Below are 26,345 nucleotides of genomic sequence, written 5' to 3' on the forward strand. Positions count from 1 at the left end.
GATGGATTTCCTTTCGGGCAAAGACGGCAAGAAGGGGGAATCACTTCTTGCCAAAATGAGAGGTGATGGCGGCGCTGAAGAAGCTGAAGATGGCGTCGCCCGCGATGATCCCGCCGGCAAACACTTCCATGTGGTTGCGGTGCTTTTCGCCGCCGACCTTCTCGATCAACAGGCGCAGCGCGATACCCGCCGCCACGGCCCAGCCCGCCAGCGGGTTGGCGATCAGCAGGCCGGTGGCCAGCAACACGCCGAGCTGGCGCTTGGGGCCGCCGATCAACTGGATGATGGCGCCGGGAATGGCCCATACCAGCAGCATCTGCGCGATGCCCGGCGTGGCGCCGGCGTTGATGGTGGCCACGTAGACCTTGGCCACCGGCGGCAGTTGGCCGCCCGCGAACAGCGCGCCATAGCTGAAGTACACCACCGGGATCGCGATCAGGAAGGCCAGCATGGCGGCAATCAACTGCTGCTTGCGGCCTTCCAGTTCGAGAGCCATGTCGGCGCCGTTGCCGCGCAGCATGAAGCCGGCCTTGAGGTCGTAGCCCATGTCCGCGAAGGCCGGGCCGGTCGCCACCGAGAAACCGCACAGGATCGCCAGCGCATGCGGCGGAAAGCCGATCAACAGGCCCAGCAGCAAGGTGATGAGCGCCACCGCGAACGCCGGGAACCAGCCCGAGTGCATGGCGGCGATGCCGACGATGAGCTCGTGCACCAGCGCGGCGAAGGCGGCATAGAGGATGAAGCCCAGCAGCATCGGCAGCGGCATGTCGGCATACAGCCCGGCCAGCAGCGAAATGCCGGCGGACAGCAGGATGTACCCCACCCCGCCCAGGCGCAGGCTGCTGCCGACGCTGGGACCGGCCGGGCCGCTGGCCTTGGGGCCGGCCTTGCCGCGCATGACCATCGCCACCTGGATCAGCGCCACCAGCCCGGCGCCGATCATCACCCCGTGCGGGATGTACTGCTTGTTGATGTCCATGCCGAACAGCGGCTCGGAATAGCCGCGCAGCAGCAGGCCCAGGCCGAACATGCCGAGCGCCCAGATGTTGCCGATGAAGGCCACGCCGAACGCCGACATCGGAATCTTGAACCACGAGCCCACCGCGCCCACCACGATGCCCAGGCCCAGCAGCTTGGCCTGCGTGCCGCCCTGGTCGCCGGCCTTGATGGCTTCGGCCGCGGCCACCCCGGGCGGCCAGGCGCCGGTGGCCGGGAACACCGAACTGCCGAACAGGCGGTACAGCATGTAGGCGTCCAGCAGCATCGCCAGCCCCACGCCCAGGAACATCGGCAGCACCATGTCGGGGCGGCCCAGCAGATAGGGAATGGCCAGCGGCAGCAGCAGACTGTTGGCCGCGCCGAAGGTGGCCGAGGAGATGGCGGTCTGCGCCAGGTTCTGCGTGTGGACCGAGCGGTAGGAGCGCAGCAGGCGCATCGGCACGCGGGCCAGGATCATCGCCACCAGCGCGCCGATGATGGAGGTGTTGGGCGTCACGCCCAGGGTCACGATCAACTGGATGCCGATCACCGCGCCAAACACGCTCAGTGCGGCCAACAGGACCAGGTTGGACAGCGAGAGCGCTCTTGGATGCGGGTCTTCCTGCGCGGTGGCGCCGCCTTGGGCGGCGTGGCGGGGGGTGGAATCAATCATGGTGCTGACTCGTGGAGGGCATGAACGGGGGATCCCCAGGCCGGATCGCACACGATGCGGCCGAGGCTTCTGGCTTCCGTCAGCAGGTCCGCGGCCAGCGCTTGCACGCTGGCGGCATCGGCCTGGGCCGCCGGAAAGGAAAGGCACATGGCGAAGCGCTCCATGGACACCGGGTCGCTCACGGCGCAACTGACCGAGGCCACCCCCGGGATGGCCTCGTTGATCGCCACGGCGAAGCCGGACTCGCGCACATCGCGCAGACGGGCCAGCACGTCAGGCACGGTGCGCGGCGCTTCGTCGGAAATGAACGGCAGTTGCTTGCCCAGCCGCTTGGCCACCTTGTCGTCGCTGTCGCGCGCCAGCAGCACGCGGCCGGTCGAGGTGGCCCAACTGGGCGAACGGTGTCCGGGATAGGTCGTGACGCGCAGTGGATGCGAGCCCTGCTGCACGTGCAGCACCATCACGTCGCGGCCCTCGAGCACCGAGATGTAGCCGGTGTGGCCGCTCTGGGCGCTCAGGCGCTTGAGCGCGTCCTGCATCTGCGCGGACAGCGAGGTGGTCTCGCGCACCATCCGCGACAGCTCCAGGATCATCACCCCCGGGCCATAGGCGCGGGTGCTCTCCTCACGGTCCAGCAGCCCCAGTTCCTTCATCTGCGCCAACAGGCGCGACGCCGAGCTTTTCGGCATCCCCAGGTGCTCGACCAGGTCCGTCACCGTGACCTTGCGATTGAGCTTGTTGATCAGGCGAAGAATGATGGCTGCGTTTTCGAGTGAGGCCATAAAGTTCCAAAAAATGAGACTTGGTTCCAATGAATGAGTCAATGTAGTCCTTCCGAAAACGGCCGGATACGCGAACTAACCCTAGGTTTGGAGGGAGTTTGAAAGGTGATTTACGGAACGCTGAATGCGAAGCCGGGGCGCGCGCTGGCCGGCATGCCCTGGCGGCCGCGCCTGTGCGTGTCCGCGATGTGCCAGCGACGCGGACCGCGGTGGCCGCGCCCGTTACGGCTGCGCTCGGCGCGTACCGCCGGCGTTGCGCCGGCCGCGCATCATTCCTCGCTCGGGCGCGGGCGGCGGTTGCGAGCGCGCTGGGCGGGATCGCCGGCCAGCGCATCGTCGATGGCATTGCGCAAGGCCGCGGCCTGCGCCACCGGCCCCACCGTGATGGGCGCGGGGCCGGGCGCGGCCACGGTCTGCGACGGCAGGATCGCCGGCAGCCCCGCCACGAAGCGATATGGCAGTTGCGGCAGCAGGCCCTGAATCGTGCCCAGGTCATTGGCGGCCTCGGCGCGCGCCTGCAACGCCGCCTGGGCATCGCGTTCGGCCCGGTTGGTCGCGACGGTGCGCGCCTGCAGCCGAGCCTGTTCATCACGGAACGCCTGGATCGCGAGCTTCAGGCAATGCGCCGTGTATTGGTCGCGCAAGGGTTCGAGCGCGATGCCGGGCGCGTCCATTTTCGGGGCCGCGGCGCGCGGCGCGGATGACGCTGTCGCGGCAGGCGCGGCCGGCGGCGTTGGTTGAGACGCCGCTACCGCCGCCGTTGCCGACACCGCCTGCGTCTGCGCGGCGTGGATGCGCGAGAACGCCGCGGCCCGCGCGCGCATCGCGCGGTCGGTCCGCAGTTGCGCGTGCAGGCGTTCGAGACGGTACGGGTCGCGCACCGCGTCGATGCGCGGTGGATCGATCGGGTCAATGGCGTTGGCGCTCATGGCAAGTCCCCTGGCCGCGCGCCGGCGCGCGCGGCATCACCTGGCTAGCGGGACGGCGCGCGGCGACGCTGCGAACGGATCCACCATTGCTGCGTGATGGCGCCCAGCACGAAGACCGCGAACCACGTCGCCAGCGCGCCGCGCACCAGCGGCGACTGCGGCCCGTCGGCCAACGGATGCGACACCGGCAACCGGGTCAGCGTCTCCGCGATCCCCGGCACCCACATCAGGAAGAAGCTGAACGCGAACCCCAGTTGCGACAGATGAGCCCGCGCCGCCGATTGGGGCGGCAGGCGCGACAGCAGCAGCGCCCCCGCGACCGACAGCAACGCCAGGATGCCCAGCGCATGCCCGGGGTTGAATCCACCCGTGCTGGACAGGCCGAACGACGTCAGCACCGCCACCACCAGGCCGCCCAGATAGATCTTGCCGACCGGCGTCGCGCTGTCGATGCCGCGGTAGCGGACGAAGCTGTACAGGCCCGCGAAGGCGGGGACCAGGCTGATGAGGGTGTGTGCGGCCCCGAGAGGCGAAATGGGATGCGGCATGGGCAGGGCTCCTTGAAAGCGCAGGCGCGGCCAGGGATTGGCGACAGCGCCGACAACGTGGACAGACATGGGCAATGACGCCCGGTAAATTCATAAAACAACCAACTAGTTGGTTGGTTAAGTCATTCAAAAAAAACGCGCACCCGAAGGCGCGCGCGGGCCGGCCATCACGCCGGCGTCGACAACTGCCTGATGGCCGCGTGCGAGATCGCCGTGAATGCCTCGGGCGCGCCCAGCGCCCGGGCCGTCAGCATCGCGCCGTGGATCGTGGACATGAAGGCCTGCGCCTCGACCAGAACACCGTTGCGCAACTGGAACTGCCCCGTGGCGACACCCGCGCCCAGCACCGACCCGATCCACGCGGTCAGCTCGCCGAAATAGGCGCGCACCTCGTCCGCCACCGCCTGCGGGATCATCGGCAATTCGGCTGCCAGCATGGCGCAGATGCACATGGGCATCGAACCATCGCGGATGCACTTGGCCCAGTAGTCCGCATACGCCATCAAGCGCGCCTGCGGATCCGTCACATGCTGGTCCAGCGCCGCCAGCCCCGAGCGGGCCTGCTCGCGATGCCGCGTGACCACGGTCAGCACCAGGTCCGCCTTGGTCGGGAAATGGTGGTGGATGCTGGCCTTGCCGATGCGCACCCGCTCGGAGATGTCGGCATAGCTGAAGCCGTGATAGCCGCCGCTCGCCAGCAACTGCCGGGTCTGGTCGACGATTTCGAGGGCGCGGGGGGAAAGTTCCAGGTTCATGGCAACCAATCTACTAGTTGGTTGGTTTACTGTCAAGAGATCGACCCGGGGCAGTGGCGCAGGATGCGGACGGATCGGCCCGGCCGCCGGGTTCCATCCGCGCCCCGCCGCGTCAGGATTCACACGTCCAGCCCACCGGCAGATGTCCGGCCGAGTAGCGCAGCGCCGGCCAATACCCCGCCATGAACCAGGCGGCATCGTGCGGCGCGAAGTGCACGACATAGCTGCCGTCCGCGGCGACCACCAGGTCGGAGGGCGTGAAGCCTTGCAGGAAGGCTGCCGGCGGATGCTCGGGATCGTCGGGCGTGCGGCCGGCGTCCCAGAGGAAACGCAAGCCGGCGTCCGATCGGGCGGCCAGGTCGCTGGCGATCTCGCGGGCCCGATCGCGCAACGGGGCGGCGGATGCCGGGTCGGGCGCCAGCAGCACCACCCGCAGGCGGCCGTCCTGCGCCGCGGGATTGGCCAGCCCGGTCTCCTGGGCGGGGATGCCGTCGTGGGTATAGGGCAGCAGGTCCGCCTGCGCGGGACCGCCGGGGTCGGTTTCAGCCATCGGATTCTCCGTCACGAATCAGGGATTGTGCCGGATTGCCGCGCGCGGACAGAAATTCACACACCATCACAACTCCCTGGTATCCAGGCGCCCGGCGCCGTCACACAATAGCGGCAACGGTTTCCCAGGCGCCCGCCGATGTCCGCGGGGCGCTGATGATCGAACCGCCCCGCCTTTTGGAGCCTGTTCCCCATGCCCTGCCTTCGCCGCCTTCCCCTGCTTGCCGCCACGCTGCTGACCAGCGCCGCCGCCCTGGCCCAACCGCCGGCCGCGCCCGCCAGCGCCACGTCGGCCCCGGCGCAAAGCGCTCTCTCCGCCAGCGCCGACGCCGCCCCCGCCGCCCCCCAGGAACGCCTGCGCGTCGGCCTGTCCGACCCCGACACCAAGCTGGTGCTGCCGTGGTTCGTGACGACGCTGACCGATGCCGTCAACCAGGGCAAGTCGGCGAACGAGACCGGCAAGGCGCTGCTGGACGGCCTCTGAACGTCGGCCCGCCGGCACGCGCCACGCCCTGGCGGGTCATAGCTCGTTGAGCGATTTCTCCCGCAGTTTTTCCACCAGGAACTCCACCAGCGAGCGGACCTTGCCGGCCATCAGCCGCTGGTGCGTCATCAGGGCGAACACCGGCCGGGGCGGCGTTTCCGAAGCCACCATCAAGGGACGCAGGCGGCCCGCCGCGACGTGGTCGGCGATGGCCCAGGCGGGCGCGTAGACGATGCCGGCGCCGGCCGCGGCGGCGGTGACCACGCCATCCACGGTGTTCGAGCGCATGCGGGTCGGCACCCGCACGACGGTGGGCTTGCCCTTGTCCATCAGCGTCCACATGTCCTCGGTCGCCAGGTGGCTGTACACCAGGCCGTCGTGTTGGGTCAGGTCCTGCAGGCTGCGGGGCGTGCCGCGCCGCGCCAGGTAATCGGGCGAGGCGCTCAGCACCCAGCGGATGGATCCCAGGCGCCGCGCGACGAGGCTGGAGCTGGGCTGCTCGCCCACCAGCACCGCGAGGTCGATGCCCTCTTCCAGCAGGTTGACGGGGCGGTCCAGCAGGTGCAGGTCGAGCGTGACCTTGGGATGCAGCACCAGGAACTTGGCCAGCAGCGGCTGCAGATGCACGCGGCCGTAGAGCGTCGGCGCCGTGACGCGTAGCCGGCCGGAGGGCTCGGCGGCATCGATCCGCATACTGCTCTCCAGTTCGTCCATGTCCGCCAGCAGGCGCTTGGCCTCGGCGTAATAGCGCTGACCAGCCTCGGTCAAACGCAGCGCCCGGGTCGAACGCACCAGCAGCCGGGTGCCAATGCGCTCCTCCAACGCGCTGATGTGGCGGCTGACCGAGGCCAACGACACCCCGCTGACGCGCGACGCGCCGCTGAGACTGCCCTGGTCCACGGCCGCCACCAGCAACGCCATGCCTTCCGATCGGTTCACCCTGCCCTCGCTTCGCGGCCCTTGCCGCCGGGATGCCATGCGGCTCCAGTATTTCATATCTGCAAGGCTGGTTTACGGATTTCGCTATTCACCGCAAGGATCGCGGCTTTCATACTGGGAGCCGTTTCTCTGCCCCCCGTATACCGCAATGTCCACGCCCGCTGCTTCTCTCCCCGCTCCCCTGACACCCGCCGCGCGCCGCTACGCGATGCTGGCCGTGTCCCTGTCGATCTCGATGGCGACGCTCGATACCTCCATGACGAACACGGCGCTGCCGTCGATGGCCGCGCAGCTCGGCGTTGGCGCCGCCGACGTGATCGGCGTGGTCACGATCTATCAGCTCGTCATGGTGGCGACGATGCTGCCGCTGGCCGCCCTGGCCGGAAAGCTCGGCCACCGGCGGGTGTTCCTGCCGGCGCTGTGGCTGTTCCTGGCCGCCTCCGTCTGGTGCGGCGCGGCGCAGTCGCTGTGGTCGCTGGAGGCGGCCCGAGCCGCGCAGGGCCTGGCCGCCGCGGCGCTGATGGGCTGCAACATGGCGCTGGTGAGCGCCATCTACCGCAAGGAGGAACTGGGCCGGGGCATGGGCCTGAACGCCATGATCGCGGCCGCCTCACTGGCGGGCGGGCCGGTGCTGGCGTCGGCGATGCTGACGGTGCTGAGCTGGCACTGGCTGTTCTATGTGAACGTGCCCTTCTGCCTGGTGGCGCTGGCGCTGGCCGGGCGGCACCTGCCCAGGTTGCCTGGCGACGGCAAGGCGCTCGATGCCGGCGCGGCCGTGTTGTGTGCGCTGGCGTTCGGGCTCGCGGTGCTGGGCCTGGAGCGCGTGGCGCAGCCCGACGGGAACACCGCCCTGATCTGGGTGCTCGCGGCGCTGAGCTGGGCGTTGCTGTGGCGCCGCGAACGCCTGAGCGCGCACGCCATCGTGCCGCTGGACCTGCTGCGCCTGGCGCCCTTCTCGCTGGCGGTGCTGGTGTGCGTGCTGGCTTTCGCGGCGCAGGGCGCGGCCATGGTGGCGCTGCCGTTCCTGCTGAACCAGACGCTGGGGCGCGACATCGCCGAGGTCGGGATGCTGATCGCGCCCTGGCCGGTGATGGGGGCCTGCCTGGCGCCGTTCTCGGGCAAGTGGTCGGACCGGATGTCCGCCAGCCTGCTGGGCATGGTCGGCCTGGCCCTGCTGGCCGCCGGCCTGCTAGCGGTGAGCGCGCTGCCGGCCGGCGCGCCGATGTGGGCGGTGATGCTGCCAATGGCGTTGTGCGGCACGGGGTTCGGGTTGTTCCTGTCGCCCAACCAGCGCTTCATCATGTTCAGCGTGCCGGCGCACCGCGCCAGCGTGGCCAGCGGCCTGTCCGGCCTGGCGCGGCTGCTGGGCCAGACGATGGGCGCGGCCTTCGTGGCGGCGTGCTTTGTGTTCAACGCCCGCGCCGGCGCCACCTGGGCCTTGTGGGTGGCGGTCGGGTTCGCGCTGGCGGGAAGCCTGGCCAGCGCCCTGCTCGAACACCTTGCGCGGCGCTCGCGGCAGCCGCTGGCGGCCTCGTAGAGGCCCGGCGACGCTCACCGCCCGGCGTCGCGTACCGTCCAGCGCCGCTGACAGTCCCGCGGCGCTCAGGCCGGGTGCCGCGCCAGGAAGTCCTGGATGGCGTCGAGATAGCGCCGCGGCTGCGTCTTCCACGCTTCCACCAGGGTGGCCGCGGGCGCCAGTTGCGCCAGCTCCAGCGAGACGGCGCGCGGATGCAACGGGTCGTTGCCGCCCAGGATCAGCAGCGGAATCGGGTTGCGCCGCACGAAGTCGCGGCTGACGCTGAAGACGAAATCGCCGCCGAACAGGTTGTGCCGCAGGCCCTCCAGGGCCCGTTCGTCGATGGCGGGATCGCGCTGGCGCACGGTATCGGCCCATTGGTCGAAAGACTCGCCGCGCTTGCCCTCCTGCCCGGCGATGCCGATGGGTTGCTGCAGGATCGCCGACGCCACGCGTTCGGGCGCCAGCTCGCACAGCTTGAGCGCGAACGACGAACCGATGCAGGAGCCGATCACGTGGAAGCGCTGCACGCCCAGCGCGTCCAGCAGGCCCAGGTGATCCCGCGCATAGGTGGTCCAGCCGTCGCTGGCCAGCACCGGCGCGCGCGAGCGGCCGGCGTTGCGCTGGTCCGGGGCGATCACGCGGTAGCGGCTGGCGAGCGCGGCGACCGGATCCGGATACTCGCGCGGCCGGCCGTCGCGCGTCACGCGCCACAGTTCGCGGTGCGACAGCATGCCGCCGGGGGCCAGCGCCAGCACGGCGTCGCCCTGGCCCTGGATGTCGAAATGCAGCTCGGCGTTGCCGATGGTCAGGATGGGCATGGCGGCCTCTTGCGCGTCGGTGAAGCGTTATTGCAGCGCCACGCCGCTGTCACGCAGCAGCGCCGGGAATTTGAGGGCGTCGCTGACGATGCGGTCGGCGAACGCGCGCGGCTGGTCGGCGATCGGCTCGAAGCCGATGGCCAGCAGGCGCGCGCGGAAATCCGGCTCGGTGACGGCCTGGCGCACCGCGCGCCAGACGTCGTCGACCACCTGCGGCGGGGTGCCGGCCGGCGCCAGCAGGCCGAACCAGCCGGTGTCGCCATCCATCGCCAGCCCGACCTGCGCCGCCGTCGGCACCTGCGGCACGGTGGCGCTGCGGTTGTCCTGCAGCACGGCGAGCGCGCGCACCTGGCCGTTGGCGATCAGGGTGGAGACGGCGGGCAACGCCACGATGGCGGCGTCGATCTCGCCGCCCAGCAGCGCCACCACCGCCGGCCCCGCCCCCTTGTACGGCACGTGCTGGACGGTGCCCTGCACTTGCTGCTGCAGGCGGGTGAGCGCGCGGTGGTTGCTGTTGCCGTAGCCCGGGGTGCCGACGTTCAGGACGTGCCGGCTGGCCGCGTCGCGCAGGCCGACGATATCGCGGACGGGCGAATCCGCGCGCACCACGATCACCGGCGGCGTCGCCGCCACGATGCTGATGGGCGCGAAGCTCTTGACAGGGTCGTAGTTGATGGCGCCCTTGAACAGGGTCTGGTTGGCCACCAGCATGTCGCCGGTCAGCAGCAGCGTATAGCCGTCGGGAGCCGCGCGCGCCACCTGATCGGCGGCAATGTTGCCACCGGCGCCGGCGCGGTTCTCGACGATGACAGGCACCTTCCATAGCGCCCCGAGCCGCTCGGCCAGGCCGCGCCCGAGCACGTCCATGGCGCCGCCCGGGGCCAGCGGCAGCACCAGCCGCACGGGTTTATCGGGATAGGCGGCGCCGGCCGGCGCCATCGCGCCCAACAGGAACACCACCGCCAGGCCTTGCACCCGGGTCCAGAAACGAGAGAACTTCAAACCGCACGCTCCACAAAGCCCGCGGGCGTCCGGCGCCGCGCGGCGCCGGCTTCGGTCACCCCTTCGGTGTCGAACGCCCGCTTTACACAGCAAACAGGCTAAGAGGCGCGCCAGCCGGCGCCAACGAAGGATTCCAACTATGGATATGCGGGCGTCGCCGCCCATCCGCCGCCCGGGCGTCCCGATCCTGCCGCCTATCGCTCCGGTGTCTATCAATCTTTAGGCAGGCTTCATAACACCGCGTTATCGCAGGCGTCGCGCCATTCGCCGAAAACCCGAAAAAAATCCTTTCATTTCAACTGGTTGAGCAGGGAATACGAAATCTCGCCGCGGTCTTCCCATAGTGGATTTCCCTGGGTCCCCGGCGCCAGGACGCGCTGGCATTCTTTGGCCACCGCAGCACCTGGACGCCCACAGAGACGAGGTCGTGTCATGCCGAGACCAGTTCACCTTTCCCCCCCACGGCCCGCCGCGGGCGCGCCGCGCACCGGGCCAGTCCCCGAGCCAGCCCGTATGACTTGCGCGGGCCTCGCATGATCCGCCAGATCCTCAATCGCTTCACGATCTCGCTGCCCGTCCTGCTGGGCGTGGTGGTGGTGTGCTTCGTGCTCCTGCAGGTCGCGCCGGCGGACCCCGCCGCCGTGATTGCCGGCCCCACCGCGACCGCCGAGGAACTGGCGCAGGTGCGCCAGGAGCTCGGCCTGGACAAATCGATCGTTCAGCAGTTGTCCCTGTACGTGTGGCGCCTGCTGCATCTGGACCTGGGCCGCTCGATGATCTCCAACGTGCCGGTCATCGACGAGATCGGCGCCACGATCGGCGCGACGGCCGAGCTGATGCTGGCCAGCGTGGTCTGGTCCATCCCGCTGGCGATCCTGCTGGGCACGCTGGCCGCCTACCGCCGCGGCAAGCTGACCGACCGCTTCGTCATGACGCTGTCGGTGGTGGGCGTGTCGCTGCCGGTGTTCTGGGTCGGCCTGCTGCTGGTGCAGCACGTCGGCGGCGCCGGCATCCTGCCGTACATCGGCCGCAACGGCCCGATCTGGACCCTGGCCGGCCTGCAATCGCTGGCGCTGCCCGCGCTCACGCTGGGGTCGGTGCTGATCGGACCGGTGGCGCGCATCACCCGCACCGCCGTGATCGAGACGCTCAGCGGCGACTACGTACGCACCGCGCGCGCCAAGGGCGCCGGCGAACGCCGCGTCCTGCTGCGCCACGCGCTGCGCAACGCGCTGCTGCCGATCGTGACACTGGTGGGCCTGCAGGTGGGCAACCTGCTGGGCGGCGCCGTGGTCACCGAACAGATCTATTCCTGGCCGGGCGTGGGCCGCATGGCGGTCGGCGCCATCTTCGCCGGCGATTTCCCGCTGGCCCAGGGCGCGATCCTGGTGACCGCGCTGGGCTTCATCCTCATCAACCTGATCGTGGATCTGCTCTACGGCTACCTGGATCCACGGGGCAACAAATCATGAGCGCAGGCACCACTTCCTCGATGGGCGGACTGCCGCCCCAGGCCATCGCCACGCCGCTGACGCGCATCGCGTCGCGCCTGCGCCGCGATCCCATCCTGCTGCTGTCGCTGCTGGCGGTGATCGCGATCGTGCTGGTGGCGCTGTTCGCCCCCTGGCTGGCGCCGCACGATCCGTATTCGACCAACATGGCCATCGCCCGCAAGGCGCCGGGCTGGACCTCGGCCGATGGCGTCCACTATCTGCTGGGCACCGACGTGCAGGGCCGCGACATCCTGTCGCGCGTGATCTACGGCATCCGCGCCACGCTGATGCTGAGCGTGCTGGCGGTGATCGGTGGCTCCGGCCTGGGCGCCCTGCTCGGCATCCTGGCCGCCTACTACCGACCTTTGGAAGGCGTCATCATGCGCGTGGTCGACGTGCTGCTGTCGTTCCCGGCGATCCTGTTCGGCCTTAGCCTGTCGGCGCTGATGGGCCCCGGCACCACCAGCATGGTGCTGGCGCTGGGGATCTCGGCGATTCCCGGCATGGCGCGCATCGCGCGCGGCTCGGCGATGGTGGTGATGAAGCAGGAATACATGGAGGCCGGCCACGCGATGGGCTTCGGCAACTTTTACCTGATCACGCGTTATCTGCTGCCGAACTGCTCGTCGATGCTGATGATCTACGCCACGCTGCAACTGGGCCACACCATCCTGCTGGGCTCCGTGCTGTCGTTCCTGGGGCTGGGACCGCAGCCGCCGTTCGCGGAACTGGGCAGCATGGCCGCCGACGGCCGCAAGTTCCTGCAGATCTTCCCGCACATCTCGACCATTCCCACGATGACCATCTTCTTCATCGTGCTTGCCTTCAACCTGCTGGGCGACAGCCTGCGCGACGCGCTCGATCCCAAGCTGCGGTTCTGAACCGCGGCAGGCCCGGCCACACACCACAAACCACACAGGGGAACCGCAACATGAAGACCATCCAGGGACTGGCCCTCGCGCCGCTGGCCTTGACCTGCCTGCTGGCCGCGCCCGCGCCGGCGCTGGCGCAGGCCGAAAAGACCGTCCTGATCCTGCGCGAGCTGGACACCGACAAGTACGACCCGCACCGCACCACCGCGCGCGGCGCGGCCGAAGTGCTGTTCATGGCCGCCGACACCATGGTGGGACTGGACTACGACATGAAGACGCCGGTGCCGGCGCTGGCCAAGAGCTGGACCATCTCGCCGGACGGCCTGACCTACACCTTCAGCCTGCGCGACGACGTGACGTTCTGCAGCGGCCGCAAGATGACGGCCAAGGACGTGGTCGCCAGCTACACCCGCTGGCTGGACCCGGAAACCAAGGGCCTGGAGCGCTGGCGCGCCGGTCCGGTCGACAGCATCACCGCGCCCGACGACGTCACCGTGGTCTACAAGCTGAAGAAGCCCTACAACGAGCTGCTGCAGCAGATGGCGCACTACATGCACTCGGTCATCAACATCGACCAGGTCAAGGCGCTGGGCCAGGACTACGGCGTCAAGGCCTTCGACGGCACCGGTCCGTACTGCTTCCAGAGCTGGTCGCCGCGCAATGAAGTGGTGCTGACCCGCCATGCCGGCTACAAGTGGGGCCCGGCGATCTACAAGGACCCGACGCCCAAGGTCGACAAGATCGTTTGGAAGATCGTGCCCGAGGAAAGCACCCGCCTGACCGCGCTGCAAAGCGGCCAGGCCGACCTGTCGCGCTACCTGCCGCAGTGGGCCATCAAGGACCTGAAGGCCGACAAGCGCCTGTTCGTCAGCAAGGCCGACCCGTTCTACTGGACCTTCTTCCTCGGCTTCAAGATCGACAAGCCGATGCTGACGGACGTGAACGTGCGCCGCGCCCTCAACCTGGCGATCAACCGCAAGGCGCTGACCGAGGCCATCACCTTCGGCGAGGCGGTGCCCGCCACCAGCATGCTGGCCACCAACACCCCCGCCGGCTCCAACGACGCCTACCGCTACGACCCGGCCGCCGCCAACAAGCTGCTGGACGAAGCCGGCTGGAAGATGGGCAAGGACGGCTACCGCTACAAGGACGGCCAGAAGCTGTCGCTGCTGCACTACGGCATCACCGGCTACTGGAAAGACATCATGGAAGCCGTGCAGGGCGACATGAAGAAGGTCGGCGCCGACCTGCGCGTGCAACTGTTCGACTCGACCTCGGCCTGGGGCAAGCTGGCCACGCAGGAGTTCGATGAATTCAGCATGAGCTTCGGCTACATGAGCACGGGCGAGGCGCTCAACAGCTACTTCCTGTCCAGCAGCATCCCGACCCCGAACCGCATGAACTGGAAGGACGCCGACACCGACCGCTGGCTGGCCGAGGGCAGCGAGGCGCTGGACGCCAAGAGCGGCGATGCGATCCTGTCCAAGGCGCTGACCAAGATCTCCGACGGCGTGGCGTGGATTCCGCTGTACCACGACTCGCTGTACCTGGTGGGCGGGCCGCGCTTGAAGCCGATGCGTGCGCACGGCATCTTCGGCGCCGCCGCCTACAAGGGCCTGGACATCGAGTTGAAGTAAACCGCACCGGGCGGCGTCCCCCCCGCGCCGCCCTTCTCCTGATTCCGCCGCACAGAGAGTCTCCCGTGAGCGACACCAATCCAACCCGCATCACCCATTTCAAGCAGCTTGCCACCCTGGTGGCCTGGGACGAGGCGCTGGGCTCGCACGTCTATATCGAAAACGCCGACCTGGTCATGCGCGGCAACACCGTCATCCATGCCGGCAAGGACTATGCCGGTCCGGCCGACCGGGTCGTGGCCGGCAACGGCCTGATGGCGATGCCAGGCCTGGTGAACGTCCACAGCCATCCCTCTTCCGAGCCGGGCAACCGCGGGCTGCTGGAAGAACTGGGCAGCGACAAGCTGGGCCAGAGCTCGCTGTACGAATACATGCCGGTGTTCCGCACCGGCATCGAGACGGCGCAGTACTCCAACCAGGTGGCGATGGCCGAGATGCTGCTGAGCGGCGTGACCACCTTCGTGGACATGTCGCTGCCGCGCCCCGGCTGGGCCGACGTGGTGGCGGCGGCCGGCATCCGTGGGGTGCTGGGCCCGATGTTCCGCTCGGCCGCCTGGCGCACCAACGACGGCCATTCGGTCGAATACACCTGGGATGAAGCGGCGGCGCTCAAGTCGTTCGAGGCCGCCCTGGCGGTGGCCGACAGCGCCATCAACCACCCCAGCGGCCGCCTCGGCGCCATGCTGTGCCCCTCGCAGGTCGACACCTGTTCGCCCGAACTGCTCAAGGCGGCACGGGACGCCGCGCGCCGCCTGGGCGTCCCGATGCAGATCCACGCCGCGCAGAGCGTGGTCGAATTCTCGGAGATGACGCGCCGCCACGGCCGCACGCCGATCGAATGGCTCGATGACCAGGGCCTGCTCGATGGCGGCCTCATCATCGGCCACGGCATCTTCCTGAACGACCACCGCGCGCTGTATTGGCCGCACGCCGATGACTTCGGCCTGCTGCAACGCTCCGGCGCGCACGTCGCGCACTGTCCGACGGTGTTCGCGCGGCGCGGCATCGCGCTGAGCTTTCTGGGCCGCTACCTGCGCGCCGGCATCAACGTCGGCATCGGCACCGATACCTTCCCGCACAACATGCTCGATGAAATGCGGCTGGCCTGCTACGTGGCCCGGCTGCAGGCCGGCCATTTCCGCGCCGCGTCCACCGAGGAAGTGTTCAACGCCGCCACGATCAACGGCGCGCGCATGCTGGGCCGCGACGACATCGGCCGCATCGCGGTCGGCGGCAAGGCCGACTTCTCGCTGGTCGACCTGTCGCATCCGTACATGCGGCCTGGCCGCGAGCCGCTGCGCAGCCTGATCTATTCGGCCGGCGACCGCGCCATCCGCGACGTATACGTGGACGGCGAGCAGGTGGTCAGGGACGGCAAGCTGCTGACCATCGACATCGAACGCGCCATGCAGGAAGTGGAGCGCGCCCAGGCGCGGACCATCGCCACCGTGGCGCAGCGCGACTACGCCGGCCGCGACATCGACGCCATGTCGCCGCGCGTCTTTCCCAGCCGCGCCTGACGGAGCATCCCCATGAGCGAGACCTTACTGGCGGTGCGGGGCCTGAGCGTCGAGTTCGGCGCCCGCGCCCGACCGTATCGGGCGGTGAAGTCGCTGGACTTCACCATCGGCCGCGGCGAAACGGTGGCGCTGGTGGGCGAGTCCGGCTCCGGCAAATCGGTGACGGCGCTGTCGATCCTGCGCCTGATCGAGCGCGCCGGCGGCCGCATCGCCGCCGGCAGCGCCCGCTTCGTGCCGCGCGACGGCCGCGAGGTGGACCTGTTCGGGCTGGAGGAACCGGCATTGCGGCGCATCCGCGGCAACGAGATCTCGATGATCTTCCAGGAGCCGATGACCTCGCTCAACCCGGTGATGACGGTGGGCGACCAACTGGCCGAAGTCTATCTGCTGCACCAGGACATCTCGCGCCAGGAGGCCTGGCGGCGCGCCCAGGAGATGCTGGTGGCGGTGAAGATGTCCGAACCCGAACGCCGCATGACGCAGTATCCCGGCGACCTGTCCGGCGGCATGCGCCAGCGCGTGATGATCGCGATGGCGCTGGCCTGCCGGCCGCAGCTCCTGATCGCCGACGAACCGACCACCGCGCTCGACGTCACGGTGCAGGCCGAGATCATCGACCTGATCCGCGACCTGCAGCGCGAGGTCGGCATGGCGGTGCTGTTCATCACGCACGACATGGGCGTGGTGGCCGAGATCGCCGATCGCGTGGTGGTGATGCGGCACGGCGACAGGATCGAGGAAAGCGCCACCGCGACGCTGTTCGAGGCGCCCACGCAGCCCTACACGCGCGACCTGCTGGCCGCGGTGCCGCGGCTGGGCGACGGTTCGCCCGACGAAGCCATGGTGCGGGAGCGCCCGGCGGTGCTGGAGGTGTCGGGCCTGGCCAAGCGCTTTCCGGTCAAGGCCGGCGCCTTCGGCAAGGTGGTGGCCAACGTGCACGCCGTCGAGGGCGTGTCGTTCGACTTGCGCGCCGGCGAGACGCTGGCGCTGGTGGGCGAGTCCGGCTCGGGCAAGTCGACCACCGGGCGCCTGCTGATGAAGCTGGTGCAGCCGAGCGCCGGCTCGATCCGCCTGGCCGGCCAGGACGTCACCCACATGACGCCCGAGCAGATGCGCGCGATGCGGCGCCACATCCAGATGATCTTCCAGGACCCGTATGCGTCGCTCAATCCGCGCCTGCACGCCTGGGACCTGGTCAGCGAACCGCTCAAGGTGCATGGCGGCCACAGCCGCGAGCAGCGCCGCGAGCGCGCCGCCCAGTTGCTGGAACGGGTCAGCCTGCCGCGCGACTTCCTGGACCGTTACGCTCATCAGTTCTCGGGCGGCCAGCGCCAGCGCCTGTGCATCGCCCGCGCGCTGAGCGTGAATCCCAGGATCATCGTGGCCGACGAGCCGGTGTCGGCGCTGGACGTGTCGGTGCAGGCGCGCGTGATCGAGCTGATGAAGGAGCTTCAGGGCGAGATGGGCCTGTCGTACCTGTTCATCTCGCACGACATCGCGGTGGTGGAGAAGGTCAGCCACCGCGTGGCGGTCATGTACATGGGCCAGATCGTCGAGATCGGCCCGACCCAGGAGGTGCTGCACCGGCCGCGCCATCCCTATACGCAGCGGCTGCTGTCGGCGGTGCCGGTGCCGGATCCGGCGCGGCGCCACCAGCGCAGCGCGCGCGCGGCCCGCGAGATTCCGAGCCCGATCCGCAAGGTGGGCGACAACCCGGTCGTGGCCCAACTGGTGCAGGTGGCCGCCGGCCACTACGTGCAGCAGGCGGCGTAACGCCGCATCGGCCATGCGCGCGCCACGGCGCCGGCATGGCCGATGCGCTGCCGCCCCCGCGGCCGTTCAAGCGCCGCCGAAGATCCGCCCGACCGCCATGGCCACGGCGGCCTGGGTCGGCTCCACCACCGGCAGGCCGCAGGCCTCCTGCAGCCGCGCGCGCAGGTCCACCATGCCCGCGCACCCCATGATGAGCACGTCGGCGCCGTGGGCGTCGCGCAGGGTCCTGCCCACTGTCGCCATGCGCTGGAACGCCAGTTCGGCGTCGGCCAGGTCGCTCACGCGCAGGTCCAGCGCCAGTTCGCCGCAGATGCGGTCGGCCACGCCCATGGCGCGGAAGTAGCGCAGGTGGCGCGGGATGGCGGCCCCGGCGATGGCGATGACGCCGACGCGGGCGCCGATGCTCATTGCCGTCAGCACCGAGCATTCGCCGATGCCCAGCACGGGCACCGGCGCCAGGTCGCGCAGGCCATGCAGCCCCGGATCGCTGAAGCAGGCCACGATCACGGCGTCGGCGCCGGCCGCCTCGCGCCGCACCAGCTCGGTCATGGGCGCGATGCTGGCGTCGGCCTCGGCCTGGTTCTGGATGCCGGCCGGCCCGCCGGCGGACGTCAGGCAGCGGAAATCCAGCGGCAGGTGGCGGAACGGCTCGACCGCGCGGCCGATGGCCTCGGTCACCTTGTCCAGGGAATTCGGGTTTACGAGGAGGATGCGGGCGTTGGGCACGATTGAGTAGAATCCTTGCAATAGAGGCGGGCCGGCAAGCGCCGGCGCACCGCCCGGGTCAAGAGGAAAGCACGCAGCATGTCTGAGTTACCCGGAAAGGTCCGGTCTTCCGCGCCGTTGAATCTGCGCCAGATCGAGGTATTCCACGCCATCATGATCACGGGCTCGTTGAGCGCGGCCGGGCGGCTGCTGCACGTGACCCAGCCGGCCATCAGCCGGGTGCTGGCATCGATCGAACTGCGCCTCGGCTATGCGCTGTTCGAGCGTTTCAAGGGCCGCCTGCATCCCACCAAGGAAGCGCGCAAGCTGTTCCAGGAAGTGGAATCGATCCAGGCCGGCGTCAACCGCCTGAACGACATGGCCGCGGGCCTGGCCGGCCACGGCGGCGGCCTGGTCAGCGTGGTGTCCAGCCCCAGCTTCGGCGAGTGGCTGATCCCGGCCGCGACCGCGAAGTTCTGCGCCCGCAACCCCGGCGTGCGCATCCGCTACCGGCCACTGGGCATGGACGCGCTGCTGCCGCAACTGCTGCTGGGCTACGCCGACATCGCCATCTCCATCTTCAAGCCGGAGCATCCCAACCTGATCACCACCGAGCTGGCGCAGGGCGAAATCGTCTGCGTGCTGCCGGCGGGCCACCGCCTGGCGCGCGAGCGCGTGATCCTGCCGGACATGCTGGCCGGCGAGATGCTGGTGGGCTACAGCCGCGACACGCCGCTGGGCGAGACGCTGTACGCGCATCTCGATCCGCAGGGCCGCGACATCCTGGCCCCGGCGATCGAAGTGCGCTCGTCGCAGACCGCGTGCTCGTTCGTGCGCCAGGGCGTCGGCGTGGCGCTGGTGGACTCGTATGGCCTGACCGACGCCCTGATGCACGGGCTGGCGGTGCGCCGCGTCGAGCCGGCGATCCCGCTGTTCGTGTACGTGTCTCATTCCCGGATCGAGCCGCCCCCGTCCATCGCCAAGGCCTTCCTGACGCAGTTTTCCCAGATCGTCAAAAAGGAGTTGCCCGCGATGACGCAGGCAATCCTCAAGCGGACCTAATCGATTTGCGCCACCGGCAGCGGCTCGCCGGCGCCGGTGCGCTCGACGATCAGCTTGTAGTGCTGCGGGCTGCGGTGCTTGGCGAAGTTGAAGACGTGGTCGCGGAAGGTCTGGCCCATGCCCAGGTCGATGCGGGCGGTGATGACTTCGTCTTCCTCGCCGCTCGAGCGGGCCACGATCTCGCCCGACGGCGCCACGATCATGGAGCTGCCGATCATGTGGTGGCCGTCCTCGTGGCCGCACTTGGCGGCGGCGGCGACCCACACCGCGTTCTGGTAGGCGCTGGCCTGCAGCACGATCTCGTGCGTGGTGGTGCGCAGGTGCGCCGGCTCGTTCCAGTGGATGTTCAGCGACGGCGTGTTGTAGCCCAGCACGATCAGCTCGGCGCTCTGCAGCGACATCACGCGGTAGGTCTCGGGCCAGCGGCGGTCATTGCACAGGCACATGCCGATCTTGACGTCGTTGGTCTCCCAGACGCCGAAGCCCAGGTCGCCGACCTCGAAGAACTTCTTCTCCAGGTGCTGGAACGGCGCCTCCGGCTTGTGGTCGGAATGGCCCGGCAGGTGGATCTTGCGGTACTTGCCGATGATTTTGGCCTGGCGATCGACCAGGATGGCGGTGTTGAACTGGCGCCCTTCCGGGGTCAGTTCGGCGTAGCCCAGGTAGAAGCCGATGCCGAGCTCGCGCGCGGTGTCGAACAGCGGCTGCACGTCGGCGTTGGGCATGCTCTTTTCAAAGAAGCGATCGACCGCCTCGGCGTCTTCCATCCAGTAGCGCGGGAAGAAGGTGGTCAGCGCCAGTTCGGGAAAGACCACGAACTCGGCCTTGCGGGCCGCGGCTTCGCGCATCATCTCGACGAGGCGGCGGACCACCACCGCGCGGGTGTCGGCCAGGTTGACGGCGCCCATCTGGGCGACCGCGAGGTCCATTTTGCGCGCATGGGTTGCGTTGCTCACGATGTCAGTCTCCGGGGTTCTATCGCTATGCGTTGAGGGCCGTGTCGCTCAGGATGCGATCACGGCCGGGAAAATCTTGCGCAGCAAGGCGGCGCGCGGGCTGATCTCGCGCGCCTTCTGCAGCGGGGCGGGCAGGCCGCGGGCGATGAACTGGCCGCGGCCGCGCTCGGCGCGCAGCACGCCGTCGTCCACGATCACGTCGCCGCGGCTGATCACCGTGGTGGGCCAGCCGGTGACCTGGCGGCCTTCATAGGGCGTGTAGCCGACCGCGTCGTGCAGGTCGGCGGCGCGCAGGGTCACGGTCTTCTCCGGATCCCAGATCGCGATGTCGGCGTCCGCGCCCACCGCCAGCGTGCCCTTCTTCGGGTACAGGCCGTACATGCGGGCGTGATTGGTCGAGGTCAGCGCCACGAACTGCTGCAGCGTCAGGCGGCCGCTGCGCACGCCTTCGGAAAACAGCAGCGGCATGCGCACTTCCAGGCCCGGCAGGCCGTTGGCGATCTGCTTGAACGTGGTCGCGTCGCCGGCCGGCAGCTTGCCGGATTCGTCATAGCGGTACGGCGCGTGATCGGACGACAGCAGCGCCAGCGTGCCGCTGTCCAGGCTCTGCCACAGCGCCTGCTGCGACAGCGGGTCGCGCGGCGGCGGGCTGCAGCAGAACTTGGCGCCCTCGACGCCGGGGATGTCGATATCCTCGGCGGTCAGCAGCAGGTAGTGCGGGCAGGTCTCGCCGTACACCGGCGCGCCCAGCGTCTGCGCGGCGTGGATCGCCTGCGCGCCGCCCTGGGTCGAGACGTGCACGATCAGCACCGGCACTTCCAGCACCGCGGCCAGGCTGATGGCGCGCTGCGTGGCCTCGTTCTCCGCGATCGGATCGTGGCTGACGGCGTGGTACTTGGGCGCGGTGTGGCCCGCCGCCAGCAGGTGGCGCGCGATCCAACTGATGACGTCGTTGTTCTCGGCGTGCACCATCGGCAGCGCGCCCTCGCGCGCGGCGATGGCGAACACGTCCAGCAACTGGCGGTCGTCCAGCTTGAGCTTGTCGTAGGTCATGAAGACCTTGAACGAGGTGATGCCGGCGCGGATCAGCTCGGGCAGGTCGCGGTTCAAGGTATCGGGCGTGGGGTCCGAGATGATCAGGTGGTAGCTGTAGTCGATCACCGATTTCTCGGCGGCCGAGGCGGCGTAGGCCTCGGCGACCTGGCGCAGCGACTGGCCGCGATGCTGCGCCGCGAACGGCACGATGGTGGTGTTGCCCCCGTGGGCCGCCGAGATCGAGGCGGTGTGCCAGTCGTCGGCGCACAGCACGCCCATGCTGGAAAGCTGTTCCACGTGGCAGTGGCTGTCGATGCCGCCCGGCATGACCAGCCGGCCTGCCGCGTCGATGGCGCGGCGGCCCGCCGGCAGCGAGGTCGCGATCGCGGCAATGGCGCCGTCCACAATGCCGATGTCGCCGACGAAGTCGGCATCGGCCGTGACGATGCGGCCGTTGTGCAAGGTCAGATCGAAGTCTGTCATCAAGAAAAGTCCCAACGCATGGCCCGGCGCGCCGTGGCGGCGCCTGGCAGGAGGCACCATCATGCATGGCCGCGGGCAATTGGGAAACGGCGCGAAGCCGCCGCGCCGGGCCACGGACGGGCGCCAGACCGAGACGCTAACGCCCTGATTCCATGGACTATTTCCCCACGACGGGGCAAACAGCCGGCCGCCACGCATAACGCTGGATCATGGAGGCTGTGCAAAGTTTTATATCGGGTTTCCCCGTGGCGCGCCGGCGCGCGGGCTGACGCGGGCCGACTACTGGTAGCGTTCGCGGTAGCCCACCGGCGACATGCCGCAGTATTTATTGAAGATGTCGCGAAAGGCCTTGGTGTCGTTGTAGCCGACCTCGTACATCACTTCCGACACGCTCTTGCGCGAGCTTTCCAGGCGCCGCTTGGCGGCTTCGACGCGCACGCGCTGCACGTACTCGACGATGCTGTTGCCGGTGGCTTGGCGAAAACGCCGTTCGAGCGTGCGGCGGCCGAGCGCGTGGCGATCGGCCAGGTCCTCGACGGTGATCTTTTCGGTGTAGCGGCTTTCGATGAAGTCCTGCACCGCGCGCACCACCTGGTCGGCGTGCGCCTTCTGCCCCATGAACACCGAGAACGGCAATTGGCTCTGCCGGCTCCAGTCGAGCTGGAAGTACTTGGCGCACCAGATGGCGGTGTCGCGGTCGGTGTATTTCTCGATCAGGTGCAGCACCAGGTGCGCGGCCGAGAATGCGCCGCCGCTGGTGTAGATGCCGTTGCCGGAATGGACCACGCGGTCGATGCTCCAATCCACCGCCGGAAACAGGCTGGCGTACAGGTTGCGCGCGGCCCAGTGCACCACCGCCTGCTGGCCGTCGAGCAGGCCGCCGGCGGCCAGCAGCGCCGCCCCCAGGCACAGGCTGGCGACCTCGCCGCCGCCGCGATAGTGCCGGGCGATCCAATCGACCAGCTCGCGGTTGGACAGCACCACGTCCGACACCGCGCCCAGCAGCGGCGGCGCGATGCAGATGTCGATATCGCGGGCCTCGTCCAGCACCAGGTCGGCCTGCACCGTGATGCGGCCGTCGTCCAGGCTGACCTGGCGCGTGGCGGCCAGCGTGCGCACCTGGAATTGCGGCGCGCGCCCCTGCGCGGCCAGGTACTCATTGGCCACCAGGAAGCCGTGCCGGGCTGTTTCCAGCGACGCGATATTGGCGCCGGCCGGCAGCAGGAAGGCGATGTTTTTCATGCCCACCAGCATACGCCGACAGACCTGTCGCAATCCACCCTCAAGAATGTCGCAATCGCCTATCTGAAAGCGCTGCCGATCCCGATACAGTGACAACTACCGGCATGGCTGCCGGCGCGGCCGCCGCGGCGATGCGGGCCTGCGGGGGCGCGTACAACGACACGGAATCAAGGAGCATCGGATGGAACAGTACATAGATGGTTACCTGCTGAGCGTGCCCAAGGCCAACATCGAGACTTATCGCAAGATGGCCGAGCTGGCCGGCTCGATCTGGCTGGAATGCGGCGCGCTGGAATTCCGCGAGTGCGTGGCCGACGACATCGACGGCGAGGGCTTCGGCTCGTTCAGCGCCGCCGCCGGCGCGCGCGAGGGCGAGACGGTGGTGTTCTCCTGGATCGCGTTCGCCAGCAAGGCCGAACGCGACCGCATCAACGCCAAGGTCATGGCCGACCCGCGCCTGACGGGCATGTCCTGCGAGGGCGTGTTCGATTTCAAGCGCATGTGCTGGGGCGGCTTCACCACCCTGGTGGGCAAGTCGGCCCGCGGTTGAAAAAAAAATCGCGGCGGCATGTCGATCCCGGCGCCGCCCATTCGTCGTGGGAACAGGACGGGCCGGACTGCGCAGTCGCCGGCGCCCGTCCCCCAAGTACCCCTCTTTTTCACGGTTATCGGAGACACATCATGGCCACCCCCGCAAAGCAAGCGATTCCCGACGGCATGCACACCCTGACCCCGCACATCGTGTGCGAAGGCGCCTCGGATGCCATTGCCTTCTACCGCAAGGCGTTCGATGCCAAGGAACTGACGCGCCTGCCGGCCCCCGGCGGCAAGGTGATGCATGCCGCGATCCGCATCGGCGATTCGGTGGTGATGCTGATGGATGACTTCCCCGAATGGGGCAGCCTGGGCCCAAAGGCGCTCAAGGGTTCGCCGGTAACGTTGCACCTGTACGTGCAGGATGTGGATGCCGCGATCAAGCAGGCGGTGGCGGCGGGCGCGCAGGTCACCATGCCGGCGGCCGACATGTTCTGGGGCGACCGCTACGGCCAGGTGGTGGATCCGTTCGGCCACCGCTGGTCGATCGCCACCCACAAGGAAGACCTGACGCCGGAGGAAATCCAGCGCAACATGGCCCGGATGGGCGAGATGGAAGGCTGCGGCGATCGCTCGAAGCAGCCGGACTGACCCGCCGCTTCAAGCGCCCGCCCGGCCCGCGTCCGCAAGGGCGCGGGCGTACCGGCGAGGGCGTACCGGCGAGGGCGTACCGGCGAGGGCGTGCGGGACGCCCCGACGCGGCGTCAGGCCGTGTACGGCCCCAGGAAGTCCAGCTTGCCGATCGGCACGCCGGCGTGGCGCAGGATGTCGTAGGCGGTGGTGACGTGGAAATAGAAGTTCGGCAGCGCGAACGTCAGCAGGTAGGCATCGCCCTGGAATTCGGGCTTGAACTCGCCGAAGCTGAGCGTGATCTTACGGCCCTCGGCGCCCTCGAGCGCCTCGGCCGGCACCGAGCGCAGGTAGGCGATGGTGTCGGCGATGCGCTTCTGCAATTGCTCGAATGTGGTTTCCTCATCGGGAAACCTGGGCGATTCGACCTGCGACAGGCGCTGCGTGGCGAACTTGGAGGCGTCGCTGGCGCGTTGCACCTGCCCCGACAGCGGGTACATGTCGGGGGCCAGGCGGGCATTGACCAGCTCGGCCGGATCGATGCCGTTGGCGGCCGCGTGGGCGGCGCCCTTTTCCAGCAGCGCGGCCAGCACGCTCAAACCGCGGATGAAGACAGGCACCGAGGCCTGGTAGATGGACAGGGACATGATGATGAGTTCCGAATAGGCTTGCCCGGCCGGGCGCGGGAACGGCGCCGGGTCCGCGGGCGTGGCGCGATGTTAGCGCCGCGCCGCGACGGCCGGCCGGCGCCGGGGACGACATGTCTGTTTCCGTTTCCCGAACAATAACGCGCTGGCCGCCGTCAGGCCACCCCGCCGCCCTTGCCCGCAGGCGCGCTACGCGACCACGCGCCGCTGCCCCTGGAAGAACCGCCAGATCAGCGCCGAGGCATCCGGGCCGCTGCGCGCGTGATAGCGCACCGAGGCATCGCCGCCGCTCCAGCCGTGCTCGACGCGGGTGATTTCGCACAACCGCAGCACGATCTTGCGGCCCCGCAACAGATCGACGCGGCGATAGGCCTTCTCGGTGCCAAGGCCCAGCACCCGCTCGACCGGCGGCTCGTCCGCCGCCAGCCCGTTCAGGGCGCGGAACTGCTCGAACAATTGCCTGGCATTGCGCGGCGCCACCGCCGGATCCATCTGCCCCTGCAGGATCATGGCCGGCATGCCGAGCGCGAACGCGGCGGGATCCGCCACGCCCTGCAATAGCGGCAGCAACGGCTTGACCGAGCCGCGGCGCATCGTGTTCAGGCCGGCCGCGGCACTGTGCGCGTCGCCCAGCACCGGCCCGGAATGCATCGCCAGCGCGGCGATCAGCGCGGGATGGCGCAGCGCCACCAGCCCGGCCATGCCGGCGCCGGCCGACAGGCCGGCGATGTAGACGCGTTCAGGGTCCAGCCCGTGGCGCGCCACCTCGGCCTGGATCAAGGCGGCGATCAGGTCGGCCTCGGCGCCGCCGTGCTGCGCGTCGGGCTGGAACCAGCGCCAGCAGCGCTGCACCTGCCGCGTCATCGATTGCTGCGGGTACAGCACCATGAATCCGCCGGCGTCGGCCCACTGGTTCATGCGCGACCCGCGCGCGAACGCCAGCGCGGTCTGGCGACAGCCATGCAGCATCACCACCAGCGGCATACCCTGGCGCGGCACGGCCGGCGGCGTGTAGCGGGCGAAAGACAGGCTGCGGCCGTGCGCGTCGGTGAATTGTCGCGAGGCTTCCCAGCGACCGCTGCCCAGGCTGGGGGCCGCGGCGCCGGTGGCGCTGTGCGCGGCCGGCCGGGCGGCGGCCGGACGCGCCGGCGCGGCGCGCTTGCGCGCCCGCTTGGGCGCCGCGATGCGCATGGCCGCGCGCTGCATGCGGCTCAGCTTCTTCGCGGCGGTGAAAAACAGATGGGTGAGACTGCGCGCCATTGATCGGGCCTGTGAACGCTGTGTGACTCCACGACGACGTTTGAAAACCGCCTGGCCGCAACGCGCGGCCCGCCGACTGCCGCATCCGCCGCGGGCGGACGCTCATGCTCCGGGACCGGCCCGGCTCAGAACCGACCGGACTGGATTGCCGCGCCGCTCGTCAGCAATTCCAGACAGGAGACCAGCGCCACCGCGATCGTGATGATGGAAAGCACCTTGACGACCTTGCTGGTGCCTGGCCGGGTCAGCGTCGCGGTCATGCGCGTGACGATGTATGCCCCAACCATCAGGCCGATTGCCGGAATCATAGAAGAGCCTCCCCTTGAAGAGTCTGTGCGGGCCCGCCGGATGCGCAGCCCCTCGATAACGCGGTACGCAGCCAAAGCGCTGCCTCTGCGGGCGGCTGATTTAGCGAGAGAAATGTATCACACAGTAACTTGCCCTCGCAGCTTTTCGAGCGCCCCCGCAGCGGCCGGGTTTGCAGAAAATCAAGGCGGGCCGCCCTGCGCCTCCGGCCGAC

At 69.1% G+C, this 26,345-nt stretch carries 26 protein-coding genes; 10 read left to right on the forward strand and 16 right to left on the reverse strand.

The window, feature by feature from the left end:
* Positions 1-40 precede the first annotated feature (40 nt).
* The 6 genes from AAID08_RS18735 to AAID08_RS18760 form a co-directional block, all read right to left on the reverse strand.
* Positions 41-1,651 carry an OPT/YSL family transporter gene (locus AAID08_RS18735; RefSeq protein ID WP_116791798.1) on the reverse strand — a complete coding sequence of 537 codons (1,611 nt, stop codon included), beginning with the start codon at positions 1,649-1,651 and terminating at the stop codon, positions 41-43.
* Positions 1,648-2,433 carry an IclR family transcriptional regulator gene (locus AAID08_RS18740; RefSeq protein ID WP_054502895.1) on the reverse strand — a complete coding sequence of 262 codons (786 nt, stop codon included), beginning with the start codon at positions 2,431-2,433 and terminating at the stop codon, positions 1,648-1,650. Before AAID08_RS18740 ends, AAID08_RS18735 begins: the two co-directional genes overlap by 4 nt.
* A 269-nt stretch (positions 2,434-2,702) precedes the next feature.
* Positions 2,703-3,362 carry a hypothetical protein gene (locus AAID08_RS18745; RefSeq protein WP_116791799.1) on the reverse strand — a complete coding sequence of 220 codons (660 nt, stop codon included), beginning with the start codon at positions 3,360-3,362 and terminating at the stop codon, positions 2,703-2,705.
* Between the two features lie 44 nt (positions 3,363-3,406).
* Positions 3,407-3,910, reverse strand: a complete 504-nt coding sequence (locus tag AAID08_RS18750; protein WP_054502897.1) for a hypothetical protein — start codon at positions 3,908-3,910, stop codon at positions 3,407-3,409.
* A gap of 167 nt (positions 3,911-4,077) precedes the next feature.
* A complete protein-coding gene (locus AAID08_RS18755; protein WP_144654810.1) occupies positions 4,078-4,665 on the reverse strand; it encodes a TetR/AcrR family transcriptional regulator in 588 nt (195 codons plus the stop codon).
* A 112-nt stretch (positions 4,666-4,777) separates the two neighbouring features.
* Positions 4,778-5,215 (reverse strand): hypothetical protein, encoded by a 438-nt coding sequence (locus AAID08_RS18760; protein WP_240806380.1) that lies wholly within the window; start codon positions 5,213-5,215, stop codon positions 4,778-4,780.
* Positions 5,216-5,407: 192 nt separating this feature from the next.
* Here AAID08_RS18760 and AAID08_RS18765 point away from each other — a divergent pair, with 192 nt between their 5' ends.
* Positions 5,408-5,698, forward strand: coding sequence for a hypothetical protein (locus tag AAID08_RS18765; protein WP_054502899.1), 291 nt, complete (start codon positions 5,408-5,410; stop codon positions 5,696-5,698).
* 36 nt (positions 5,699-5,734) lie between these two features.
* On the opposite strand, the gene AAID08_RS18770 is transcribed toward AAID08_RS18765, so the two are convergent.
* Positions 5,735-6,637 carry a LysR family transcriptional regulator gene (locus AAID08_RS18770; RefSeq protein WP_240317284.1) on the reverse strand — a complete coding sequence of 301 codons (903 nt, stop codon included), beginning with the start codon at positions 6,635-6,637 and terminating at the stop codon, positions 5,735-5,737.
* Positions 6,638-6,785: 148 nt separating this feature from the next.
* On the opposite strand from AAID08_RS18770, the gene AAID08_RS18775 reads away from it, so the two are divergent.
* Positions 6,786-8,174 (forward strand): MFS transporter, encoded by a 1,389-nt coding sequence (locus AAID08_RS18775; protein ID WP_231133055.1) that lies wholly within the window; start codon positions 6,786-6,788, stop codon positions 8,172-8,174.
* Between the two features lie 65 nt (positions 8,175-8,239).
* On the opposite strand, the gene AAID08_RS18780 is transcribed toward AAID08_RS18775, so the two are convergent.
* Together AAID08_RS18780 and AAID08_RS18785 are read right to left on the reverse strand one after the other, a co-directional pair.
* On the reverse strand, positions 8,240-8,974 hold the full coding sequence (locus AAID08_RS18780; protein WP_054502902.1) for an alpha/beta fold hydrolase: 735 nt from the start codon (positions 8,972-8,974) through the stop codon (positions 8,240-8,242).
* A 27-nt stretch (positions 8,975-9,001) separates the two neighbouring features.
* The gene (locus AAID08_RS18785; protein ID WP_395756760.1) at positions 9,002-9,976 is read right to left on the reverse strand and encodes a Bug family tripartite tricarboxylate transporter substrate binding protein; all 975 of its coding nucleotides are present in this window, start codon (positions 9,974-9,976) and stop codon (positions 9,002-9,004) included.
* A gap of 533 nt (positions 9,977-10,509) precedes the next feature.
* Between AAID08_RS18785 and AAID08_RS18790 the strand changes: the two genes are divergently transcribed.
* The 5 genes from AAID08_RS18790 to AAID08_RS18810 all read left to right on the forward strand — a co-directional run bounded on the left by AAID08_RS18790 (position 10,510) and on the right by AAID08_RS18810 (position 17,271).
* Entirely contained in the window at positions 10,510-11,448 is a 939-nt protein-coding gene (locus tag AAID08_RS18790; RefSeq protein WP_054502904.1) for an ABC transporter permease, read from the forward strand.
* Positions 11,445-12,350, forward strand: coding sequence for an ABC transporter permease (locus AAID08_RS18795; RefSeq protein WP_231133056.1), 906 nt, complete (start codon positions 11,445-11,447; stop codon positions 12,348-12,350). Before AAID08_RS18790 ends, AAID08_RS18795 begins: the two co-directional genes overlap by 4 nt.
* Before the next feature lie 50 nt (positions 12,351-12,400).
* A complete protein-coding gene (locus AAID08_RS18800; protein ID WP_395756761.1) occupies positions 12,401-13,978 on the forward strand; it encodes an ABC transporter substrate-binding protein in 1,578 nt (525 codons plus the stop codon).
* Between the two features lie 65 nt (positions 13,979-14,043).
* Entirely contained in the window at positions 14,044-15,498 is a 1,455-nt protein-coding gene (locus tag AAID08_RS18805; protein WP_395756762.1) for an amidohydrolase family protein, read from the forward strand.
* 12 nt (positions 15,499-15,510) lie between these two features.
* Complete coding sequence (locus AAID08_RS18810) at positions 15,511-17,271, forward strand: ABC transporter ATP-binding protein (protein ID WP_175190137.1); 1,761 nt, start codon at positions 15,511-15,513, stop codon at positions 17,269-17,271.
* 66 nt (positions 17,272-17,337) lie between these two features.
* Here AAID08_RS18810 and AAID08_RS18815 read toward each other — a convergent pair whose 3' ends face one another.
* Positions 17,338-17,997: an aspartate/glutamate racemase family protein gene (locus tag AAID08_RS18815; RefSeq protein ID WP_395756763.1), complete on the reverse strand. Its 660-nt coding sequence runs from the start codon at positions 17,995-17,997 to the stop codon at positions 17,338-17,340.
* A 78-nt stretch (positions 17,998-18,075) separates the two neighbouring features.
* Here AAID08_RS18815 and AAID08_RS18820 point away from each other — a divergent pair, with 78 nt between their 5' ends.
* Positions 18,076-19,038: a LysR family transcriptional regulator gene (locus AAID08_RS18820; RefSeq protein WP_054502910.1), complete on the forward strand. Its 963-nt coding sequence runs from the start codon at positions 18,076-18,078 to the stop codon at positions 19,036-19,038.
* On the opposite strand, the gene AAID08_RS18825 is transcribed toward AAID08_RS18820, so the two are convergent.
* The 3 genes from AAID08_RS18825 to AAID08_RS18835 all read right to left on the reverse strand — a co-directional run bounded on the left by AAID08_RS18825 (position 19,035) and on the right by AAID08_RS18835 (position 22,766).
* Positions 19,035-19,967, reverse strand: coding sequence for an N-carbamoyl-D-amino-acid hydrolase (locus AAID08_RS18825; RefSeq protein WP_155755605.1), 933 nt, complete (start codon positions 19,965-19,967; stop codon positions 19,035-19,037). The genes AAID08_RS18820 and AAID08_RS18825 overlap by 4 nt on opposite strands.
* A gap of 75 nt (positions 19,968-20,042) precedes the next feature.
* Positions 20,043-21,512, reverse strand: a complete 1,470-nt coding sequence (gene hydA / locus AAID08_RS18830) for a dihydropyrimidinase (protein ID WP_144654805.1) — start codon at positions 21,510-21,512, stop codon at positions 20,043-20,045.
* A 279-nt stretch (positions 21,513-21,791) separates the two neighbouring features.
* Positions 21,792-22,766 carry a GlxA family transcriptional regulator gene (locus tag AAID08_RS18835; RefSeq protein WP_064527894.1) on the reverse strand — a complete coding sequence of 325 codons (975 nt, stop codon included), beginning with the start codon at positions 22,764-22,766 and terminating at the stop codon, positions 21,792-21,794.
* Positions 22,767-22,935: 169 nt separating this feature from the next.
* On the opposite strand from AAID08_RS18835, the gene AAID08_RS18840 reads away from it, so the two are divergent.
* The gene (locus AAID08_RS18840; RefSeq protein ID WP_054502914.1) at positions 22,936-23,304 is read left to right on the forward strand and encodes a DUF1428 domain-containing protein; all 369 of its coding nucleotides are present in this window, start codon (positions 22,936-22,938) and stop codon (positions 23,302-23,304) included.
* A gap of 131 nt (positions 23,305-23,435) precedes the next feature.
* Positions 23,436-23,939 carry a VOC family protein gene (locus AAID08_RS18845; RefSeq protein WP_395756764.1) on the forward strand — a complete coding sequence of 168 codons (504 nt, stop codon included), beginning with the start codon at positions 23,436-23,438 and terminating at the stop codon, positions 23,937-23,939.
* Positions 23,940-24,052: 113 nt separating this feature from the next.
* On the opposite strand, the gene AAID08_RS18850 is transcribed toward AAID08_RS18845, so the two are convergent.
* The 3 genes from AAID08_RS18850 to AAID08_RS18860 all read right to left on the reverse strand — a co-directional run bounded on the left by AAID08_RS18850 (position 24,053) and on the right by AAID08_RS18860 (position 26,133).
* Positions 24,053-24,565: a DUF1993 family protein gene (locus AAID08_RS18850; protein WP_054502916.1), complete on the reverse strand. Its 513-nt coding sequence runs from the start codon at positions 24,563-24,565 to the stop codon at positions 24,053-24,055.
* Between the two features lie 189 nt (positions 24,566-24,754).
* Positions 24,755-25,825, reverse strand: coding sequence for a PHB depolymerase family esterase (locus tag AAID08_RS18855; protein ID WP_054502917.1), 1,071 nt, complete (start codon positions 25,823-25,825; stop codon positions 24,755-24,757).
* Positions 25,826-25,950: 125 nt separating this feature from the next.
* Positions 25,951-26,133 (reverse strand): hypothetical protein, encoded by a 183-nt coding sequence (locus AAID08_RS18860; RefSeq protein WP_006396220.1) that lies wholly within the window; start codon positions 26,131-26,133, stop codon positions 25,951-25,953.
* Between the last annotated feature and the right edge of the window lie 212 nt (positions 26,134-26,345).

This window comes from Achromobacter sp. EB05, from assembly GCF_044232075.1.
Lineage (GTDB): Bacteria > Pseudomonadota > Gammaproteobacteria > Burkholderiales > Burkholderiaceae_B > Achromobacter > Achromobacter dolens.

Excerpts from the sequence above, each read along its gene's own strand:
- AAID08_RS18845 (WP_395756764.1), top strand. The coding sequence starts at position 23,436 with ATGGCCACCCCCGCAAAGCAAGCGATTCCCGACGGCATGCACACCCTG.
- AAID08_RS18800 (WP_395756761.1), top strand. The coding sequence starts at position 12,401 with ATGAAGACCATCCAGGGACTGGCCCTCGCGCCGCTGGCCTTGACCTGC.
- AAID08_RS18790 (WP_054502904.1), top strand. The coding sequence starts at position 10,510 with ATGATCCGCCAGATCCTCAATCGCTTCACGATCTCGCTGCCCGTCCTG.
- AAID08_RS18795 (WP_231133056.1), top strand. The coding sequence starts at position 11,445 with ATGAGCGCAGGCACCACTTCCTCGATGGGCGGACTGCCGCCCCAGGCC.
- AAID08_RS18745 (WP_116791799.1), bottom strand. The coding sequence starts at position 3,362 with ATGAGCGCCAACGCCATTGACCCGATCGATCCACCGCGCATCGACGCG.
- AAID08_RS18780 (WP_054502902.1), bottom strand. The coding sequence starts at position 8,974 with ATGCCCATCCTGACCATCGGCAACGCCGAGCTGCATTTCGACATCCAG.
- AAID08_RS18750 (WP_054502897.1), bottom strand. The coding sequence starts at position 3,910 with ATGCCGCATCCCATTTCGCCTCTCGGGGCCGCACACACCCTCATCAGC.
- AAID08_RS18835 (WP_064527894.1), bottom strand. The coding sequence starts at position 22,766 with ATGCTGGTGGGCATGAAAAACATCGCCTTCCTGCTGCCGGCCGGCGCC.
- AAID08_RS18765 (WP_054502899.1), top strand. The coding sequence starts at position 5,408 with ATGCCCTGCCTTCGCCGCCTTCCCCTGCTTGCCGCCACGCTGCTGACC.
- AAID08_RS18760 (WP_240806380.1), bottom strand. The coding sequence starts at position 5,215 with ATGGCTGAAACCGACCCCGGCGGTCCCGCGCAGGCGGACCTGCTGCCC.
- AAID08_RS18810 (WP_175190137.1), top strand. The coding sequence starts at position 15,511 with ATGAGCGAGACCTTACTGGCGGTGCGGGGCCTGAGCGTCGAGTTCGGC.
- AAID08_RS18820 (WP_054502910.1), top strand. The coding sequence starts at position 18,076 with ATGTCTGAGTTACCCGGAAAGGTCCGGTCTTCCGCGCCGTTGAATCTG.
- AAID08_RS18850 (WP_054502916.1), bottom strand. The coding sequence starts at position 24,565 with ATGTCCCTGTCCATCTACCAGGCCTCGGTGCCTGTCTTCATCCGCGGT.
- AAID08_RS18735 (WP_116791798.1), bottom strand. The coding sequence starts at position 1,651 with ATGATTGATTCCACCCCCCGCCACGCCGCCCAAGGCGGCGCCACCGCG.
- AAID08_RS18825 (WP_155755605.1), bottom strand. The coding sequence starts at position 19,967 with ATGGACCTCGCGGTCGCCCAGATGGGCGCCGTCAACCTGGCCGACACC.
- AAID08_RS18740 (WP_054502895.1), bottom strand. The coding sequence starts at position 2,433 with ATGGCCTCACTCGAAAACGCAGCCATCATTCTTCGCCTGATCAACAAG.
- AAID08_RS18775 (WP_231133055.1), top strand. The coding sequence starts at position 6,786 with ATGTCCACGCCCGCTGCTTCTCTCCCCGCTCCCCTGACACCCGCCGCG.
- AAID08_RS18840 (WP_054502914.1), top strand. The coding sequence starts at position 22,936 with ATGGAACAGTACATAGATGGTTACCTGCTGAGCGTGCCCAAGGCCAAC.
- AAID08_RS18755 (WP_144654810.1), bottom strand. The coding sequence starts at position 4,665 with ATGAACCTGGAACTTTCCCCCCGCGCCCTCGAAATCGTCGACCAGACC.
- hydA (WP_144654805.1), bottom strand. The coding sequence starts at position 21,512 with ATGACAGACTTCGATCTGACCTTGCACAACGGCCGCATCGTCACGGCC.
- AAID08_RS18855 (WP_054502917.1), bottom strand. The coding sequence starts at position 25,825 with ATGGCGCGCAGTCTCACCCATCTGTTTTTCACCGCCGCGAAGAAGCTG.
- AAID08_RS18860 (WP_006396220.1), bottom strand. The coding sequence starts at position 26,133 with ATGATTCCGGCAATCGGCCTGATGGTTGGGGCATACATCGTCACGCGC.